The sequence below is a fragment of the Clostridium kluyveri genome (assembly GCF_001902295.1).
Taxonomy (GTDB): domain Bacteria; phylum Bacillota; class Clostridia; order Clostridiales; family Clostridiaceae; genus Clostridium_B; species Clostridium_B kluyveri_B.
The window spans coordinates 3,479,908-3,497,978 of sequence record NZ_CP018335.1 but is presented as its reverse complement, the minus strand read 5'-3'; the positions used below and the strand labels follow the sequence as shown (position 1 = coordinate 3,497,978).

Sequence of the window (18,071 nt, the reverse complement as noted above, 5' to 3'; positions counted from 1 at the left end):
GGTGAGAATAATTTATTAAAAATGGAGGTATTAAAAAATTTGAATAGTTTCTATACTTTTGATGAATTAAATAAATTGGGGTTGGCTGGTGTTGGATATAATGTTTTAATCAGTCGTAAAGTAAGTATTTATGGTTCAAAAAAAATAAATATTGGCAACAACGTTAGAATAGATGATTTTTGCATTCTTAGTGGAAAGATTACTATTAATAATTATGTACATATCGCAGCTTATACTGCTTTATATGGTGGTAATAAGGGAATTGTTATACATGATTTTGCAGGGATATCATCTAAGACAACTGTATATTCAGTAAGTGATGATTATTCGGGAGAGGTTATGACAAATCCTATGATACCTGATAAGTTTAAAAATATTCAGAGTCAAGAAGTTGTTATTGAAAAACATGTCATAATTGGGGCTGGGTGTGTTGTTTTGCCTGGTGTTGTATTGAAAGAGGGGGCTGCATTTGGTGCCATGACCCTTATTAATAGAAGTTCAGAGTCATGGAGTATAAATGTTGGAATTCCATTTAAAAAGGTGGGGGATAGAAGTAAAAGGCTTTTGAAACTAGAGAAAGAATTTAACAAGGAGTTATTAAAAGAAAATGAGTAAATCAATTCAAGTAACTCGTTCCTCAATGCCGTATTTTGAGGAGTATGTAGAAGAAATTAAAGATTTATGGAAAAGCCATTGGTTGACTAATATGGGTGTAAAACATAGGCAATTAGAAAGAGAATTGTTGGAGTATTTAAATGTTTCTAATATTACTCTTTTTACAAATGGACATCTTGCGTTGGAAAACATAATTTCAACACTTGATCTTACAGGGGAAGTTATAACGACACCTTTCACTTTTGCATCTACCACCCATGCAATAGTAAGAAATGGATTAAAGCCGGTATTTTGTGATATTAATCCTGATGATTACACTATAGATGCGGACAAGTTGGAGAGTCTTATAACTGAAAGGACTTCTGCTATTGTTCCAGTACATGTTTATGGAAATGTATGTAATGTGGAGAAAATCGGAAAATTGGCAAATAAGTATAATATAAAAGTTATTTATGATGCTGCTCATGCCTTTGCTGTAACAGTTAATGGTATAAGTATTGCTAATTTTGGTGATGCTTCCATGTTTAGTTTCCATGCTACAAAAGTTTTTAATACTATTGAAGGTGGAGCTGTAACTTTTCAAGATGAAAAATTATATAAAAAATTAAATGAATTAAAAAATTTTGGAATTACCGGCTGTGAATCTGTTGGGTATGTAGGTGGCAATGCAAAAATGAATGAATTTCAGGCAGCTATGGGAATTTGTAATCTTCGTCATGTTGATGGGGAAATTGAAAAAAGAAAATTTGTAGTAGAAAAATATGCTGAAAGACTAAATAATATTAAAGGAATCAAAATATGTAAACCTCGAAGGGGAGTGAAGAGTAATTATGCGTATTTCCCATTAGTATTTGATGGATATAAAGTAAATCGCAATGAAATATTTGAAAAGTTAAAATCACAGGATATATTTGCACGTAAATATTTTTATCCTCTTACTAATAGTTTTGAATGTTATAAGGGTAGATTTGATGCTGGAAAAACACCTGTAGCAAGGTATATATCAGATAGAGTGCTTGTATTGCCACTTTATGCTGATCTGGATTTGGAGGATGTTAATAGGATCTGTGATGTTATTTTGGATAAATAACTTACCTTAATAAATATTACTGATAATTTTATTATAAAATTGGAGGATATGGAGATGAAAGGTATAATTTTAGCAGGAGGAAAGGGAACACGGCTATATCCAATGACACATGCTGTTTCAAAACAACTTCTACCTATATATGATAAACCGCTTATTTATTATCCATTGTCTGTTCTTATGCTGGCAAGTATCAGGGATATACTTATTATATCAACTTCGCAGGATACGCCCATTTATAAAAAACTTCTCGGTAATGGTTCTGTACTTGGAATTAAACTTACATATAAAGTACAGGAAGAACCAAGGGGACTTGCTGATGCATTTATCATAGGAGAGGAATTTATTGGTGATGACAATGTGTGCTTGATACTTGGTGATAATGTATTTTATGGTCAGGATTTAACGAGAATACTTAATCGTGCTAAAAAATTGGACGTAGGAGCGGAGATATTTGGATATCCGGTTAAAGATCCGCGCTCTTTTGGAGTGGTTGAATTTGACAAAAATAATAAAGTGATTTCTATTGAAGAAAAACCTAATAGACCAAAGTCAAATTATGCAGTCCCGGGACTCTATTTTTATGACAACCAGGTGGTCGAGATAGCTAAGAATATTAAACCTTCTGCCCGTGGAGAAATAGAAATTACTGATATCAATAACACATATTTAAAAAAAGGTGAACTCAGTGTAATATTATTGGGTCGTGGTATGGCATGGCTGGATACGGGTACACCTGAGGGAATGCTGAAAGCCGCGGAATATGTTGAAGCAGTTCAATCAAGACAGGGATTTTATATAGCATGTTTAGAGGAGATTGCATGGCGTAGAGGTTTTATCAATAGAGAACAGTTAAAATCCATTGGTGAAAGTCTAAAAATGACTGATTATGGACAATATATTTTATCTTTGTTAGATGAATAAATATTTATTAGTGGAAGAAAGGAATATAAAGATGAAGACAATTTTAGTTACAGGTGGAGCTGGTTTTATAGGTAGTAATTTTATAAGATTTATCTTTAATAAGCATCCTGATTATAAAATCATAAATATAGACGCATTGACTTATGCAGGTAATTTGGAAAATTTGAAGGATATTCCAGATAATCCAAATTATATCTTTATAAAGGCTGATATAAGAGATAGAGTAAAAATTAATGAAATATTTTCATCTTATAATATAGATAATGTTGTAAATTTTGCAGCAGAGTCCCATGTAGATAGGAGTATTGTTGAACCGGAAATATTTTTGACAACCAATGTGCTTGGAACTCAGGTGATGCTTGATACAGCTAAAAAATACTGGAATGTTAATCCTTGTGATAAATATAGTAAGGAATACAAGCCAGAGGTGAAATTCTTGCAGGTATCTACAGATGAGGTGTATGGTGCATTGGGATTAAAGGGCATGTTTGTGGAAACAACTTCACTTATGCCAAACAGCCCATATTCGGCATCAAAAGCAAGTGCGGATATGATAGTTAGAGCTTATTATAAAACTTTCGGCATGCCAATAAACATTACTCGCTGCAGTAATAATTATGGGCCATATCAGTTCCCTGAAAAATTAATACCGCTTATGATAAATAATTGTTTGAAAAATAAAGACTTGCCTGTGTATGGAGATGGTATGCAGATAAGAGATTGGCTGTATGTATATGATCATTGTTCTGCCATTGATAGTGTTTTACATAAAGGTTTAATTGGAGAAGTTTATAATATTGGTGGAAACAATGAAAAGACAAATATGGATATAGTCAAACTTATTGTAAAAACAATTGGCAAGTCACAATCTTTAATTAAATATGTAAAAGATAGACCTGGACATGATAGAAGATATGCTATTGATAATGCCAAGATAACAACTCAATTAGGGTGGAGACCTCAGTATACCTTTGAACAGGGAATAAAGGAGACTATAAAATGGTATTTGAATAATACCCAGTGGATTGAGAATATAGCATCTGGTAATTATAATAAATATTACAACAAAATGTATTCAAATGTTTGTGTTGATATAAAAGATATTGAGTAATCAAAGGAAGGAAATACATTATGTATAAAATAGCAGTAGCAGGAACAGGCTATGTAGGTCTCGTGGCAGGGGTCTGTTTTGCTGAAGTAGGCCATCATGTTACCTGTGTGGATATTGATGAAAATAAAATAAATCTAATGAAACAGGGTATCTCTCCAATTTACGAACAAGATTTAGAAGAGTTAATGCAGAAAAATTATATTTCAGGAAAGCTCAATTATACTACTGATTACAAATCCGCCTATAGAGAAGCAGATGCCATATTTATAGGCGTTGGAACTCCAGAATTATCTGATGGTTCTGCAAATCTTACCTATATAGCTGCAGTTGCAAGGCAGATAGCTGAAACCATAGAAAAAGATTGCCTTGTAGTGGTAAAGTCTACAGTGCCTGTAGGTACTAATGATAAGGTGGAACAGTTTATAAAAGATTTTCTGCCCCATGATGGAGAGATTTGCGTTGGAAATGGAGAAGGCTGCAATAGAAGAATTAGAGTAGAAGTGGCATCAAATCCTGAATTTTTAGCACAGGGTACTGCAGTACAGGATACCCTTCATGCGGCAAGGATTATAATAGGTACTGAAAGTAAATGGGCGGAGGAAATGCTTAGAAAGATTTATGAACCCTTTAATCTTCCAATAGTATCTGTAAGCAGAAGGTCAGCTGAAATGATAAAGTATGCCTCTAATGACTTCCTTGCCCTTAAAATATCTTACATGAATGATATTGCTAACCTTTGTGAACTTGTTGGAGCTGATATTCAGGATGTGGCTAAAGGTATGAGTTTTGATGAGCGTATTGGAAGTAAATTTTTAAATGCAGGTATTGGATATGGTGGTTCCTGTTTTCCAAAGGATACAAAGGCTCTTGAATACCTGGCAAGACAGCATGGTTATAAACTTAGAACTATTAGGGCTGCTATTGATGTAAATAAGGACCAGAAGACCATTTTGTACAAGAAAGCCTGCAGACGTCTTATTACTTTTAATGGTTTGAAGGTGGCGGTTCTTGGGCTTACTTTTAAGCCGGGAACAGATGATTTAAGAGAAGCACCATCTCTTGAAAATATACCACTATTATTAGAAGCTGGAGCAGAAATTTATGCCTATGATCCAGTAGGTACAGATAACTTTAAGCATAGATTTCCAGAAGGGAAAATTGCACAAGGCACTATAAACTATGTAGATCATATAGAAGAAGCATTAAAGGGAGCTAATGTATGTTTTATATTCACTGAATGGGGAGAAATTAAATCTGTCAAACCAGAGGAGTATAAAGAACTAATGAGAACACCTCTGGTATTTGATGGAAGAAATCTATATGATATTGAAGATATGAAAGAAGCAAGAGTTGAGTATTATTCTGTTGGAAGACCTCATATTAAAATTTCAAGAGCTTTTTCTGAAGCTGCGGTAACCAAGGACTGAGTATATGTGATTTATTTATAATGTGAGTAAATAACATAATTAGAAGAAATGGAGTAGTATTCTATAGGAATATAGTTACATCTGTTTAAGGAGGTATAAAATTGGGTTATAGATCTTTAGATATAAGTAAAACATATTTTATTACTGGTTCTGCAGGCTTTATTGGATTTTATCTGAGTAAAAAGCTTTTAGAAAAGGGCTGTAGGGTAATTGGTATTGACAATATAAATAATTATTATGATGTGAATTTAAAATATGCCAGGTTAGAAAAACTTAGGTCTTTTGAAAAGTTTACCTTTATTAAAGGAGATATAGCAGATAAAGATATGATAATTAGTATTTTTAAAGAACACAGGCCTCATATTGTGGTAAACCTGGCGGCACAAGCTGGAGTTAGGTATTCTATTGAGAATCCTGACGTATATATTGGAAGTAATATAGTAGGCTTCTTTAATATTCTTGAAGCTTGTAGACATAATCCAGTAGAACATCTTATATATGCATCTTCAAGTTCTGTATATGGTTCCAATAAGAAAGTGCCCTTTGAAGAATCAGATTTTGTAGATCATCCAGTATCTCTTTATGCGGCTACAAAAAAATCCAATGAGTTAATGGCTTATACCTATAGTCATCTTTATAAAATTCCAGCTACAGGGCTTAGGTTCTTTACTGTATATGGTCCCATGGGAAGACCGGATATGGCTTACTTTGGTTTTACTAATAGGTATTTTGCAGGAGAACCTATTAAAATATTTAATAATGGTGATTTTGAACATGATTTATATAGGGATTTTACATATATAGATGATATCATAGAGGGAATTGAAAGGCTTCTTGGTAGTCCTCCAGTAGAAACTGTTCCTCATAAAGTATTTAATATTGGAAATAACAATCCTGAAAAACTGATGACATTTATAGAAATTTTAGAAAAAGCTTTAAGTAAGGCTTTAGGCAGAAAAGTAGTATTTAGCAAGGTATTTGAACCTATGAAACCAGGAGATGTATCTGCAACTTATGCATCCACAGATAAGCTTCACAAAGCTGTGGGATTTAAACCTTCAACCAGTATAGAAGAAGGACTGCAGAGCTTTGCTGACTGGTATGTGGAATACTATGGGGCTAAATAAAATGCGTAAAATTTTATCATGTATATTTATTGTTGTCTGGATGGGGCTTATTTTTAAGTTGTCATCCCAACCCGCAGTGCAGTCTGGTAAATTGAGCGGAAAGGTAACAAATATCAATATAAAGGCAATTGAGAAAGTTAATCCTAATACCAAATTCAATATAGCAGAATTCAATCACGTGGTAAGGAAAAATGCCCATTTTTTTATCTATTTAGTTCTTGGTGTATTAACTATAAATGCTTTAAGAATAAATGGTGTAAGAGGATACAGGTGTGTAATTTTTGCATTATTTATCTGTATTCTTTATGCTTCAAGTGATGAAGTACATCAAATTTTTGTGCCGGGCAGAAGTGCTCAGGTTAAGGATGTTTTCATTGACGGTGCCGGAGCTGGTGTAGGGATTTTAGTGTATTTAATTATTGGCAAGTTCAGGGCAAGCTCCTCACAAAGGGGTCAGACCCTTATGTAAAAAATGAAAATGGAATGAAGAGGAAAATAGAGTAGATATTTTTCTCTGTTTTGCTTTTTTGAGTTAGCAAGGAGCTAATTTCCAATTATTTCCTTGCACCTCGGAGGAAGAGCAATAAATTTCCAGAGGCAAGCGGTTTGAAATAGTAAGTTTAAGGCAAACTTTTCGAACGGACTGTCGAGGTATATGAATAAGAAATAACGGAGTTAGAGGAGAGACAACCGAAATCTTAAACAAATTCGGTTGTTTTTACGTTGAGGTTATATTTAGCGAAGTTGTTCTATAGATTGATCAAGAGCAAATAATAAGTGCAATTATACTGTAAATAATGCATTGAATAATATGTATTATTGTGATAATATTATTATAAAGTAATGTATAAGGAGGGTATAGTTGTGATAAAGGAAAAAATTGATGATAGACAATTTGTATCTATCACTGATTTACAGAGAAGCACATCAAGAGTACTTGATACAGATAAAGAAATATTTATAATGAAAAATAATCATCCTTTTAAAGTTATTACGTCTGTTGAAGAATATAACAAACAAATTGATGCACTCGAAAATTTAAATGACAGATTGCTTGAAGCTGAAGCCTATATCCGTATTCTTGAAGAGTTAAAAGGTAGCGTAGAAAAATTGTCAGATTATGAGGTGCGTGGCAATAAAGCTAATGAAAAACCTGTATTGGATGAAAATGATGGTTGGGAATAAAAATATAAATAAACATTATGAAATTATTAATGAAGTGAATAAGAATGATTATTATGTACTCAATTGGTTTGATAAGGCAAAGGAAGATTATTTTAAATTGGATGGAGAACAAATTATTTTTGTAGATAAAGCTTTAAATAGAATTAAAATCATGGGTATGGAAGCCGGGCAGCAGCTGTATGGCAAACTTCATAATTGTCGAAAATTAAAAAATCGAAAAAAAGGATTAAGAATTGTATTTAAAGAAGGAGATTCTTCTAAAAATATTGATATTATTGACATTATAGTTATTGGAAAAAGAAAGGATGATGAAGTTTATCTTGAAGCCGAAAAACGCTTAAATGATAAAATATAAAAATTTCTAAATAAGTTTGGGCAAACTTATTACTTTTACAAATGGTTATAATCCCCATAAGCCTCTAAATTTCCAGTAGTGAGGACAGACAACCGAAATTTTAAATAAATTCGGTTGTTTTTGTGTTGAAGTTACCTCTAGCGAAGTTAAAGGAGTGGCGGAATGAAATATTAGTGTAAAGATTAATAAAAGTTTGATATAATAAAATAAAAAGTGAATTAAAATATAAGAACATGAAAGCCTTTGGCAAAGATACACCATTTTGATACAGCCTGGAAGACAATATTGGAAGCATTTGAAGTAGAAATAGTAGAGCTGCTTTTTTTAGAATTCTTTTGTGAATTAGAAAATTATAAAAATTTACAGAGGATAAGTTTCTGTAGTTTTTAGTTTAACAATAAATTATGCAAAGTAAAAATGTCAGTGCGAATGGTAAAAGAATTTGAAGAAGAGGAATCGGATATATTATATAAAGTAAATATAAATGGAGCTGAAGTAATACTGTATGTATTGTTAGAGTTTCAATCGAAGGTAGATTTTCAAATGCCTATTAGGCTTTTATTTTATATGATAGAAATATGGAGAGATACGCTTAAAAATACAGATAAGAATGAAAGAAAAAGAAAGAATTTCAAGTTACCTGCAATAATTCCTATAGTAATATATAATGGAAAAAACAATAGTAAGCAGCTAATTTCCGGATGGTATGAACTATAGATATGTAGCTCAATTTAATATGGAAAGGAGTCTTTTGAATGGATCAATTTAAAGACATAAGGTGGAAACAAAGGTTTGTAAATTTCGAGAAGTCATACAAATTATTAAGTAAATATATTAATCAACCGCTTAAAACAGAATTAGAACGTGCTGGCATTATACGGTTTTTCTGAGATTGCCTTTGAACTATCCTGGAAATTGATGAAGGATTACCTGTAAGCACAAGAATTATATACAAAAAGTCCAAGGGAAACAATCAAGCGAGCTTATCAAATAGGGTTAATTGATGATGGACATATTTGGATGATGCCCTTTCAGATAGAAATTTGACTGTGAATACTTGAATACTTATGACGATAAATTGGCAGAGAAAATGGTTAGGGATATAGTGCAGATTTATTTTCCTGAGCTAAAAAAACTTTATGAAAAGTTGATTAAGGAGCGTTAAAATGTTCGGATTATTGGAGAGAGATTTAAAATACATACTGAAGGCTGTTAACAAATATTCAGAAATAGAGGAAGTGATCATTTTTGGCAGCAGGGCTATGGGTAATTATAAAAAAGGCTATGATGTTGACATAGCATTAAAAGGTGAATATGTAAATAGAAAAATAGTATGCAGGCTTAGTGATGATTTAAATGAAGAGTATCCACTACCGTATTTTTTTGATGTGGTAAATTATAATGATATTTCGAATGAAGAGCTTAAAAAGCATATTGACAATGTAGGAAAAATTGTTTATAAAAGGAAAGATTTAATCCTATAAAAAAGCAAGTACTGATGAACCATATTTAATTATTGAAAATATTTTGGATATAGAAAAAATTGGGGATTTAACTAGATATTTGAGTTGGTTCAGCAAACCCTTAATTCCTAACTTTTAATCCACAGCTGAAATATTCCAAGATATTCATGTAAAGCAATTCCCGTAGTATTGAAACTATCATAGGAAGGAATAAATGATTTAAGGTCTATACTTACATGGGTATTGGTAAAATAGCCAGTAGGGTAAGGTATAGCCGTCTTGGAAAAATTCATCATTGAACGTTTCATATGGAAAGCTGATGTTACTATTATAGGTTTTGAAAAGTGATATTTATTTAGAATTTTAGCGGTAAATTCTGCATTTTCTGTTGTAGTACGGCTGCTATTTTCTATTATTATGTTATTTTTATCAATATTTAAATCCAGCAATTGTCTTTTGGCAATTTCAGATTCTATTCCAGTTGAAGCATAGACCTTGCCGCCAGATAAAATTACAGGCAGATTTGTTCTATTATGTATACGCAGTGCGGTTAGTAGACGGCTGGATGCAGAACCAGAAAGACCTCCAGTACCGCTAAAGTCAGGGGAATCAAGTGTAGCACCTCCACCAAGCATGATAATTACATCACCATCTAGTTTTTGGGGAGGAATAAAAGTATATTCCAGTGAGTGAATTGCTAAATTTGCGGTGAGAGGAATTGAAACCATGTAAATTAGGACAGCTATTGATATTGTTAATTTTGGAATTTTCTTTTGAGATTTATATTGAAGCAGGGCTGAAATCAGTAGTATAATAATAAAGCAGCCAGGAGGAAGAATCAAGCTAGTTATGAACTTAGCAAAATATATCACAATAACACCTCTTTATATCAATCTGTTTTCACCGTATCCTGGTTTTTTAAGAAGAGCAAACATATTATTCTTATAGGCTTCAACTCCAGGTTGGTCAAATGGGTTTATTCCCATTAAATATCCACTCAGTGTACAAGCTTTTTCAAAAAAATATACCATATATCCCAAATAATAGGAAGTTAGCTCAGGTATATTTATAGTCATTATGGGAACATTTCCGTCACCATGGGCTAGTACAGTTCCCTTTAAAGCCTGATGATTTATAAAATCCATTGATTTTCCTGCAATAAAATTTAATCCATCTAAGTTGTATTCGTCATTTTCTATGATTATATCTTTTCTGGATTTCCCCACACTTATAAAAGTTTCAAATAATATTCTAAGTCCCTGTTGTATATATTGTCCCATAGAATGTAAATCTGTGGAGAAATCTGCCGTTGCAGGGAATATACCTTTATTATCTTTTCCTTCACTTTCACCAAAAAGTTGTTTCCACCATTCCCCGAAGTAGTGGAGACAGGGTTCAAAATTTACCATAATTTCAGTCGTCTTACCTTTTTGAAATAATATATTTCTAACTGCGGCATATCTATAGGCGGCATTTTCATCCAAATATTCGTTGCTGCAGGCTTCTCTGGCATCTGATGCACCTTGCATAATATCCTCTATATTGATTCCTGCTACTGCCATGGGAAGTAATCCTACTGCAGTTAATACAGAATATCTTCCTCCTATGTTGTCTGGAATAACAAAGGTTTCGTATCCTTCCTTAGCTGATAATGCTTTTAAAGCTCCTTTTTCTCTGTCAGTAGTTGTATATATTCTATGTCTTGAAGCTTCTTTACCATATTTTCTTTCCATTAGATTTTTAAGGGTTCTAAATGCAAGGGAAGGTTCTAGGGTAGTACCGGATTTGGAAATAATATTTATAGATAGATCCATTCCCTCTATGCCCTCCAGTAAATCCTTCATATAAGTTGAACTCATATTGTTTCCTGCATAAAGTATAATAGGATTCTGTCTTTTATCCTTAGGTAAAATGTTGTTAAATGTATGGGAAAGCATTTCAATAGCAGCCCTGGCACCAAGATATGAGCCTCCTACTCCTATAACTATGAATACATCTGAGGTATCTCTAATTTTTTTAGCTGCTATTTTTATCCTGTTGAATTCCTCTTTATCATAATTTACAGGTAAATCTACCCATCCTAAAAGATCCTTTTCTTCACCTGTTTTATTTTCAATCATGTGATGGATAGTGGATACAAAAGGCTGTAGTTTATATATATCAGACTGACTAACATAAGAATAAACATTGCTTAAATCCAAGCTTATATCTTTTTCAAACATTACTTTACTTGCACCTCCAGTAGTTGATTTGTAGTCTAGGTTGAATTCTATAACCATGTAATATATATTATAGAGTATATTGATAATATTCTCAATTAATTATATAATATCTCCAAATTTGGGTATTCAACAACTTATTATTTGTAAACTTACATTTCATCAAGGGTCTTATTTGTAAGGCTTTGTATCCAATTTCCCTTATAATCATATCGTGAACTGTGACAAGGAATCCCAGGTTAATTCATCAGCATCCCAGTGGAGTTTATATCCTAAATGAGCTGAAAATTAAATCTCCTGCACTTGTTAGTGATGTAAAAATTAAGAATATTGATAAATATAGTAAATATAAAACAAATTTAGTGCTATCTAAAAGTTTCGATGAAAGCAATATGGTAATGTATTATTTTGATAATCAAGGTAGTAAACATGAAATCTATTTATTAGGTTATTTTGAAAAGGGATATAGTGGTAAAATAGATGTAACTATAAATTCAATAGATACTAAAGGTATTATTTCAATTACCGTTGATGATAATAAAGATAAAAACTCAAAAAATTAAAATGCACCTAGGCTTATACTTGTTTATAATATGGGATTAATACCAGAGCAACTATATATTAATATTAAGAAATTTAGTACACTTAGAAGTAAATATATTCACAATCTTGATTATGATTATCAGGTAACAGTTACTTTTTGTACTTTCCCATCTTTTATCTTTATAATTCTATCCGCTTTACTTGCTATATTTTCATCGTGGGTTACAATAATAAAAGTTGTATCAAATTTGCTATTTATACTTCTAAATAAATTATATATTTCTCCGGCATTAGTAGAATCTAAATTTCCTGTAGGTTCATCTGCTAAAATTATTTTAGGTTTATTCATAAGTGCCCTAGCTATAGCCACCCTTTGCTGCTCTCCTCCAGATAAATCATAAACATTCTTTTTTCTAAGATCTGCAATACCTACTAAATCCAGAAGCTCCTCCGCCCTGGCTTTGGCCTTTCTTCCACACAGAAAATGCTTTATTCTATAAGGCATAAGTACATTTTCTATAGCATTAAATTCAGGAAGAAGGTAATGAAATTGAAAAATAAACCCTATATTTGTATTTCTAAAAGAAGCCAAAGACCTCCTACCCATATCTTTTATATTTTTCCCTTCAATATAGACCTTACCTTCTGTGGGATTATCTAAAATACCCATTATATTTAATAAAGTAGTTTTCCCACTCCCTGATGCCCCTATTATGGAATTAAAGGAACCTTTTGGTATAGATAAGCTAATGCCATATAAAACTTTATTTTTAATTCTCCACCCAAAAACTTTACTAACATTTTTAAGTTCTATAATATTATCCATTTTTTATTACCTCCACAGGATTAAGTCTAAAAGATTTAAGTGCAGGGAAAAATGCTGCAAAAGTTGAAGCAGCTATGTCAATAGCACATGATAGTTCAATAAACCTATAGTTTACAATTATATCAACTAAAGGTAATCCCTTAGAATTAACTATATACCTATTAAACCCCTTTATATAAATCCATGTAAAAAACAACCCTAATGCTGTGCCCAATACTCCTAGAATAAATGCTTGTACAAAGAATATAAAACCTGCACTGCTGTCCCTTATTCCCATGGCTTTCAATATTCCTATCTGTTTATATTTTTGAACTACACTTATACCAAGTATACTTATAATGCTAAGAACAGCGGCAAGAAGTACAAAAAATTGGATTATAAGAGTACAAATTTTTTGGCCAATCATACCACTGGCTAAAAATTGATTTTGATCTTTCCAGTTTTGAACTTTTAAGTTTTCATCAGAAAGTACTTTTTCTATAGCTTTTGCCTCTAGATCCGCATTATATATATCCTTCACTCCTATTTCTATAGAAGTAACTTTATCACCAAAGCCAATCAACTGCTGCACTGCAGTTAAATCCGTAATAACCCAGGTAACATTTATCTTAGAGGCACCCAAATCAAAAAAACCTACTACATTCAAAGTTAATTTTTTTCCGCTTACAGTAAATATGTCAATATTATCTCCTAATTTAAGACCCAATCTTTCTTTTAAGTCTTTTCCTACGATAACTTGTCCTGCACTTTCATACATCTTTCCCTCATATATATTATATTTCATACCATATAATTCACTTACATCTCCAGGAATAAAGCCTCTCATCTGAACTGGCTGATTTGCATTTTCAAGTTTGATAAAAGCCTGGCAATCAGCCACAGGTGCTATATGATTTACATTTGAATCCCCTTTTATAATGTCGATTTTTTTGTCCTGCCAATTTTCAATACCTCCACTATGAGAGTAAACTGTAACCTGAGAGGAGTCCGCAATAATTTTATTTAAAATGGTATTTTCAAGTCCACTGCTTAAAAGCCCTATAAAAATCTGAACAGAAACCCCCACGGCTATGCCAAGTATTATAACAAAAGTCTGTATTTTACTGTGTTTTAAAAATTTCCAGGCTATTTTAAACGCTGCAAACATTATAACCTCCTAAATTACATTTATTATTTCATATCTGAAATTATAGAAAAATCTGCTTTTTAGATACCTTACCTATAATTATAGCTAATATTTATAAAGCCAACAACAAATATAAAAATAATTATGAAGTCTAAATAATAATATCATTTTTTTGTATACAAATGTGTTAAAATAAAGTAAATATTGTAAATTTAAGATAGAATAGAGGGGAAAAATTCGATAAAGCATTTAAAGCATTTAAGGAAGAAACAGTTGCAAGAGTATTAGCTGGTGAAATAACGACAAGTTTAATGGCAAAGGAATTAGGCGTATATTACAAGAGTCATAGAATCTATGGTTCACCTCAGATAACTAAAAATCTACCTGATGATCAAAAAGCCAGTAAAGCGTGTAGCCAGATTGATGAAGGCACACGCGCTCTAAAGTGTCAAGGAAATATGGCTGTTACGAATTATGATTAAATGGTATCAAACTTTTGATTATGGCCTCTTCCTGTTGTTGTGTTATTGTTCCGTTCTTTACAAGAGTATCAAATTTTTGTTTGAAAAATGCGTTTAGGTTGTCAATACGTTCTTTTCTACAGGAACGAAATAAATTTTCCACTTCTGTCTTTTGGTCTTTAGTTAGGGTTCCGTTGTTTACTAACTCATCCAATCCGTTATTGATAGAACTTCTAAAATTTTTTCCCTGCTTTTTGGAAGAGGAGATCACTTTCTTTATGGAAGATTTCTGTTCTTTGGTTAAGGTACCTTTTTCCACTAGAGTGTCTAATTTATTTTTTGAACACTCATGATTTTTTTTCATAAATTTATGAAAATCATTGGATTTTATTAAGTCCAGTGCTGCATTTTCTTGCTGGGCAGTTATGACATTATTTTTTACCAGTTCATCAAGGCGGGACTTGTAATCCAAATGTTTATGATTATTATTTTTTGATGGTGTGGTGATTTCACTTACTTTAGATACATTTTTAGCTGATGAAGCATTAACTGTGATGCAATTAATATTTAATGAAGTTAAAATAGTTAGAGCAGCTATTATTTTAATATTCTTTTTTAACATTTTATTCCCCTCCTAAAATATATTTTTTTATAGTTTGCCAATTTATTTGGTAATTATTCGTCATATATTATGGGAGGGGAATTCATTATTTTTATAGACTCTATTATTTGATTAAATATGGAACTTCTTCTAATTTAACAGCACCTTTAGGACAAATATATGAGCATACATCGCAATACCAGCAGTCATCTTTATACTTCATGAAAGGTATTCCATCCTCTCCAAGTCTTAAAACATCTCTGGGACAATAATCAACGCATTTATTGCATGAAATGCACTTATCCTTGTCAAAGCTTATCCATTGATAACTCCTTTTAGTGTTTTTACTCATTTTCTTTACCTCCTGGAATAATTCTCTTAGGAATAACGAATCCTTCTCTCTTAACCTTTTCTTCTATCCAAGAATCTCTATTGTCATTTTCAGGAGGAACATATCCCTTTCCTATATTCAAATTAAATACTGGATATTCGTATTCTAATCTTTCTTCGAATTTCCATTTGTGTGGGGGAACTGTTTCTTTAGATAATGTCATTTCTTTAGTTTCTTGATTTTTTTGTATTACTACCCATTTGTTATCCCACTCACTATCTCTTTCGGGATATGCTAAACGATAATGGCCAAGTCCCCATCTGCTTTCTGTTCTATACAGTGAAGCTTTTGCTGCCATTTCTGCACAATCTAAAATACTTTTAACTTCAGTAACCTTTATGAGATTATGATAGTCGTCAACTTTTATCCTAGGTATATCTTCTCTTCTTATTCTATCAATCCACCAGAGCAATTTTTTCATGAGTGGATCACTTTTTGGTGGTGTCAGGTATTGGCTTATTTTAGATCTGATTTTATATTCAACATCTTGAACTGATAACCCAACTTCTAATTTTATAGGACTTTCTATTTCTTCAATAACTTCTTTTAAATCTACATCTATTTCTTTTGACTTATGTGATCTTGCATATTCTACTGCACGCTGGCCGGCTATGCTGCCAAATACAAATGCTCCAGTGAGATATTGATGTGGAACTGACGCACAATCTCCAGCTGCATATAGTCCTGGTATGCTGGTTTCTGCATATTTATTCACCTTTATTCCCGACATACTATGACCACTACATAAAGTGATTTCTTCCATTCCCTGTTCTACTGAATCCCATCTTCTATAGTCTTCTCCTCTTTGTTCATGGAACAAACCTCGAGTTGTTCTTTCTGTTCCCCAGAGGATTTTTTCCAGTCCTTCTATTGTTTCTTCTGGAAGATGATCCATCTTTAGATACACAGGACCTCTTCCTTCCGTAAACTCACGCCAAACAGCTAAAAACATATCTCCTGACCAATAACCGTGTGTCCAATATTTTTCACCCAGTGCGTTTACTCCATAGCCGCCTCTTGGTATTACAACATATCCACAGGCTGGTCCATTAAAGTCCTTCATTAAAAGGTTAGTTTGAAAGCATTCTAGATTGATTAATTTAGCTCCAGCTTGATATGCCAGTGAAAATCCTTCTCCTGTATTTCCAGGAAATTCATATAATCCACTTAAATATCCATCTCTTGGCAATCCGAATTTACCGGCTGCTCCTGCTGTAAGGATTACTGTAGGGGTTTTTATTAGATATTTTTGTCCTGTGCGAATATTAAATGCAAGTATACCTGAAACCTCTCCGTGGGTTGTAAATAATTTTACAGCTGGTGTAAAATCAAAAACTTTAACGCCTAAATCTCTAACTCTTTTGGCTAGTCCTCTTTTTATATCCTCTCCATCCATTGCAAGATATAATGGATGATCCACTGGATGAAGGTAGTTCACTTTATAGTTTCCATTTTCATCAATTGGAAATAAGTCGCCAGGTTTTCTTTCTGTATAATCTTCTAAATCCTTTATTACTTGAAAACTTTTTTCTCCAAGTACATAAGCTGTTTCTTGATCTAAAACGCCTTCAGTAACCTTAGTTAGGGCCTCTACGACATTTTCTGGTGTAGAGTATCCAGGCGATGCTACAATATTAAGGGCATCCATTCCTCTCCCTATTGCTCCAGAAGTTTCTATTGGTCCTTTATCTAACACTACTACCGAAGCATCAGGATTTTTTTCTTTTGCCTTAATTGCTGCAATTGTGCCGGCACTTCCACCACCTAGAATAACCACATCAGCATTTATAGTTTCTAAATTCATTATTTTCTCAACCTCCCAAAGTTAAATGTTATATTCAGGTTCAAATTCTTTTACTAATGAAAATTCTTTGTATATAAGATTTCTATAATGTGTAAAATTGTAATGTGTTCGATTTCTCGGTTTGATTAATGGTATCTCTATTAAGGAATTTATGTTACCTGGATTAGATTTCATAATGGCAATTTTATCTCCCAGATAAATGGCTTCATCAATGTCATGTGTAACAAACACCACACTTAGTTCTCTATTTTTGCATATGTTAATTAGTTCGTCTTGTAATTGAATCCTGGTAAATGTGTCCAATGCACCAAAGGGTTCATCCATTAAAAGAATTTTAGGTTCCATTACCAGAGCCCTTGCAATAGCCACTCTTTGTTTCATTCCTCCAGATAGCTGGTGTATATATTGATCTTTAAATTCACTCATATTAACAATATTTAGGTATTTTAATGCTTTTTCTTTAGCTTCTTTTCGCGGCACTTTTCTTAATATAAGCCCAAATTCTACATTTTGTACAACAGTTCTCCAGGGAAATAATGCATAGTCTTGAAAAACTACAGAACTATTTTTATTTGGTTCAGTTATAGTTTGTTCATCTATTTGAACAGTTCCTTCTGTGGATGAATCAAGTCCTGCAATTATTCTTAATAACGTGCTTTTTCCGCAGCCTGAGGGACCTAAAATGCAGGTAAATTCATTTGTATTAACTGTTAAATTTACATCTTTTAATACCAGAACTTTCTTTTTTCCTCTGATTTCGTATACTTTAGAAACATTATTAACTTTAATTGTCAAACTTTTCACCT

The 18,071-nt window shown here is 32.4% G+C and carries 19 protein-coding genes and 1 pseudogene; 12 read left to right on the top strand and 8 right to left on the bottom strand.

The features are described 5' to 3' along the window. Positions 1-39 precede the first annotated feature (39 nt). The 11 genes and pseudogenes from BS101_RS16930 to BS101_RS16875 all read left to right on the top strand — a co-directional run bounded on the left by BS101_RS16930 (position 40) and on the right by BS101_RS16875 (position 9,315). Positions 40-615 carry an acyltransferase gene (locus BS101_RS16930; protein ID WP_242951315.1) on the top strand — a complete coding sequence of 192 codons (576 nt, stop codon included), beginning with the start codon at positions 40-42 and terminating at the stop codon, positions 613-615. After that, a complete protein-coding gene (locus tag BS101_RS16925) occupies positions 608-1,705 on the top strand; it encodes a DegT/DnrJ/EryC1/StrS family aminotransferase (RefSeq protein ID WP_073539893.1) in 1,098 nt (365 codons plus the stop codon). Before BS101_RS16930 ends, BS101_RS16925 begins: the two co-directional genes overlap by 8 nt. 54 nt (positions 1,706-1,759) lie before the next feature. Beyond that, positions 1,760-2,626: a glucose-1-phosphate thymidylyltransferase RfbA gene (gene rfbA, locus BS101_RS16920; protein ID WP_073539892.1), complete on the top strand. Its 867-nt coding sequence runs from the start codon at positions 1,760-1,762 to the stop codon at positions 2,624-2,626. A gap of 31 nt (positions 2,627-2,657) precedes the next feature. Continuing rightward, the gene (gene rfbB, locus BS101_RS16915) at positions 2,658-3,737 is read left to right on the top strand and encodes a dTDP-glucose 4,6-dehydratase (protein ID WP_073539891.1); all 1,080 of its coding nucleotides are present in this window, start codon (positions 2,658-2,660) and stop codon (positions 3,735-3,737) included. A 20-nt stretch (positions 3,738-3,757) separates the two neighbouring features. Continuing rightward, a complete protein-coding gene (locus BS101_RS16910; protein WP_073539890.1) occupies positions 3,758-5,164 on the top strand; it encodes a UDP-glucose dehydrogenase family protein in 1,407 nt (468 codons plus the stop codon). A gap of 101 nt (positions 5,165-5,265) precedes the next feature. Continuing rightward, complete coding sequence (locus BS101_RS16905; RefSeq protein ID WP_073539889.1) at positions 5,266-6,291, top strand: GDP-mannose 4,6-dehydratase; 1,026 nt, start codon at positions 5,266-5,268, stop codon at positions 6,289-6,291. Between the two features lies 1 nt (position 6,292). Beyond that, complete coding sequence (locus BS101_RS16900) at positions 6,293-6,760, top strand: VanZ family protein (protein ID WP_083585837.1); 468 nt, start codon at positions 6,293-6,295, stop codon at positions 6,758-6,760. Between the two features lie 395 nt (positions 6,761-7,155). Then, on the top strand, positions 7,156-7,476 hold the full coding sequence (locus BS101_RS16895) for a hypothetical protein (protein ID WP_073539887.1): 321 nt from the start codon (positions 7,156-7,158) through the stop codon (positions 7,474-7,476). Further along, the gene (locus BS101_RS16890; RefSeq protein ID WP_083585759.1) at positions 7,454-7,831 is read left to right on the top strand and encodes an addiction module toxin RelE; all 378 of its coding nucleotides are present in this window, start codon (positions 7,454-7,456) and stop codon (positions 7,829-7,831) included. Before BS101_RS16895 ends, BS101_RS16890 begins: the two co-directional genes overlap by 23 nt. Positions 7,832-8,260: 429 nt before the next feature. Beyond that, positions 8,261-8,545: pseudogene (locus BS101_RS16885) on the top strand (Rpn family recombination-promoting nuclease/putative transposase); the annotation flags it as partial. Positions 8,546-8,997: 452 nt separating this feature from the next. After that, positions 8,998-9,315 (top strand): nucleotidyltransferase domain-containing protein, encoded by a 318-nt coding sequence (locus tag BS101_RS16875; protein WP_073539885.1) that lies wholly within the window; start codon positions 8,998-9,000, stop codon positions 9,313-9,315. Between the two features lie 107 nt (positions 9,316-9,422). On the opposite strand, the gene BS101_RS16870 is transcribed toward BS101_RS16875, so the two are convergent. Both BS101_RS16870 and BS101_RS16865 read right to left on the bottom strand, forming a co-directional pair. Further along, positions 9,423-10,166 (bottom strand): YdcF family protein, encoded by a 744-nt coding sequence (locus BS101_RS16870; RefSeq protein ID WP_073539884.1) that lies wholly within the window; start codon positions 10,164-10,166, stop codon positions 9,423-9,425. 12 nt (positions 10,167-10,178) lie between these two features. Then, positions 10,179-11,516: a glucose-6-phosphate isomerase gene (locus tag BS101_RS16865; RefSeq protein ID WP_073539883.1), complete on the bottom strand. Its 1,338-nt coding sequence runs from the start codon at positions 11,514-11,516 to the stop codon at positions 10,179-10,181. Positions 11,517-11,734: 218 nt separating this feature from the next. Between BS101_RS16865 and BS101_RS16860 the strand changes: the two genes are divergently transcribed. After that, positions 11,735-12,076: a hypothetical protein gene (locus BS101_RS16860; protein WP_073539882.1), complete on the top strand. Its 342-nt coding sequence runs from the start codon at positions 11,735-11,737 to the stop codon at positions 12,074-12,076. 119 nt (positions 12,077-12,195) lie between these two features. Here BS101_RS16860 and BS101_RS16855 read toward each other — a convergent pair whose 3' ends face one another. The 6 genes from BS101_RS16855 to BS101_RS16830 all read right to left on the bottom strand — a co-directional run bounded on the left by BS101_RS16855 (position 12,196) and on the right by BS101_RS16830 (position 18,069). Continuing rightward, positions 12,196-12,882: an ABC transporter ATP-binding protein gene (locus BS101_RS16855; RefSeq protein ID WP_073539881.1), complete on the bottom strand. Its 687-nt coding sequence runs from the start codon at positions 12,880-12,882 to the stop codon at positions 12,196-12,198. Next, positions 12,875-14,029: an ABC transporter permease gene (locus tag BS101_RS16850; protein ID WP_073539880.1), complete on the bottom strand. Its 1,155-nt coding sequence runs from the start codon at positions 14,027-14,029 to the stop codon at positions 12,875-12,877. The genes BS101_RS16855 and BS101_RS16850 overlap by 8 nt, the downstream gene beginning before the upstream one ends. A gap of 444 nt (positions 14,030-14,473) precedes the next feature. Then, positions 14,474-15,091 carry a hypothetical protein gene (locus tag BS101_RS16845; RefSeq protein ID WP_073539879.1) on the bottom strand — a complete coding sequence of 206 codons (618 nt, stop codon included), beginning with the start codon at positions 15,089-15,091 and terminating at the stop codon, positions 14,474-14,476. Between the two features lie 103 nt (positions 15,092-15,194). Continuing rightward, a complete protein-coding gene (locus BS101_RS16840) occupies positions 15,195-15,422 on the bottom strand; it encodes a 4Fe-4S dicluster domain-containing protein (RefSeq protein WP_073539878.1) in 228 nt (75 codons plus the stop codon). Next, positions 15,415-17,265, bottom strand: coding sequence for a fumarate reductase/succinate dehydrogenase flavoprotein subunit (locus tag BS101_RS16835; protein ID WP_073539877.1), 1,851 nt, complete (start codon positions 17,263-17,265; stop codon positions 15,415-15,417). Before BS101_RS16835 ends, BS101_RS16840 begins: the two co-directional genes overlap by 8 nt. 21 nt (positions 17,266-17,286) lie before the next feature. Further along, positions 17,287-18,069 (bottom strand): ABC transporter ATP-binding protein, encoded by a 783-nt coding sequence (locus tag BS101_RS16830; RefSeq protein WP_242951494.1) that lies wholly within the window; start codon positions 18,067-18,069, stop codon positions 17,287-17,289. Between the last annotated feature and the right edge of the window lie 2 nt (positions 18,070-18,071).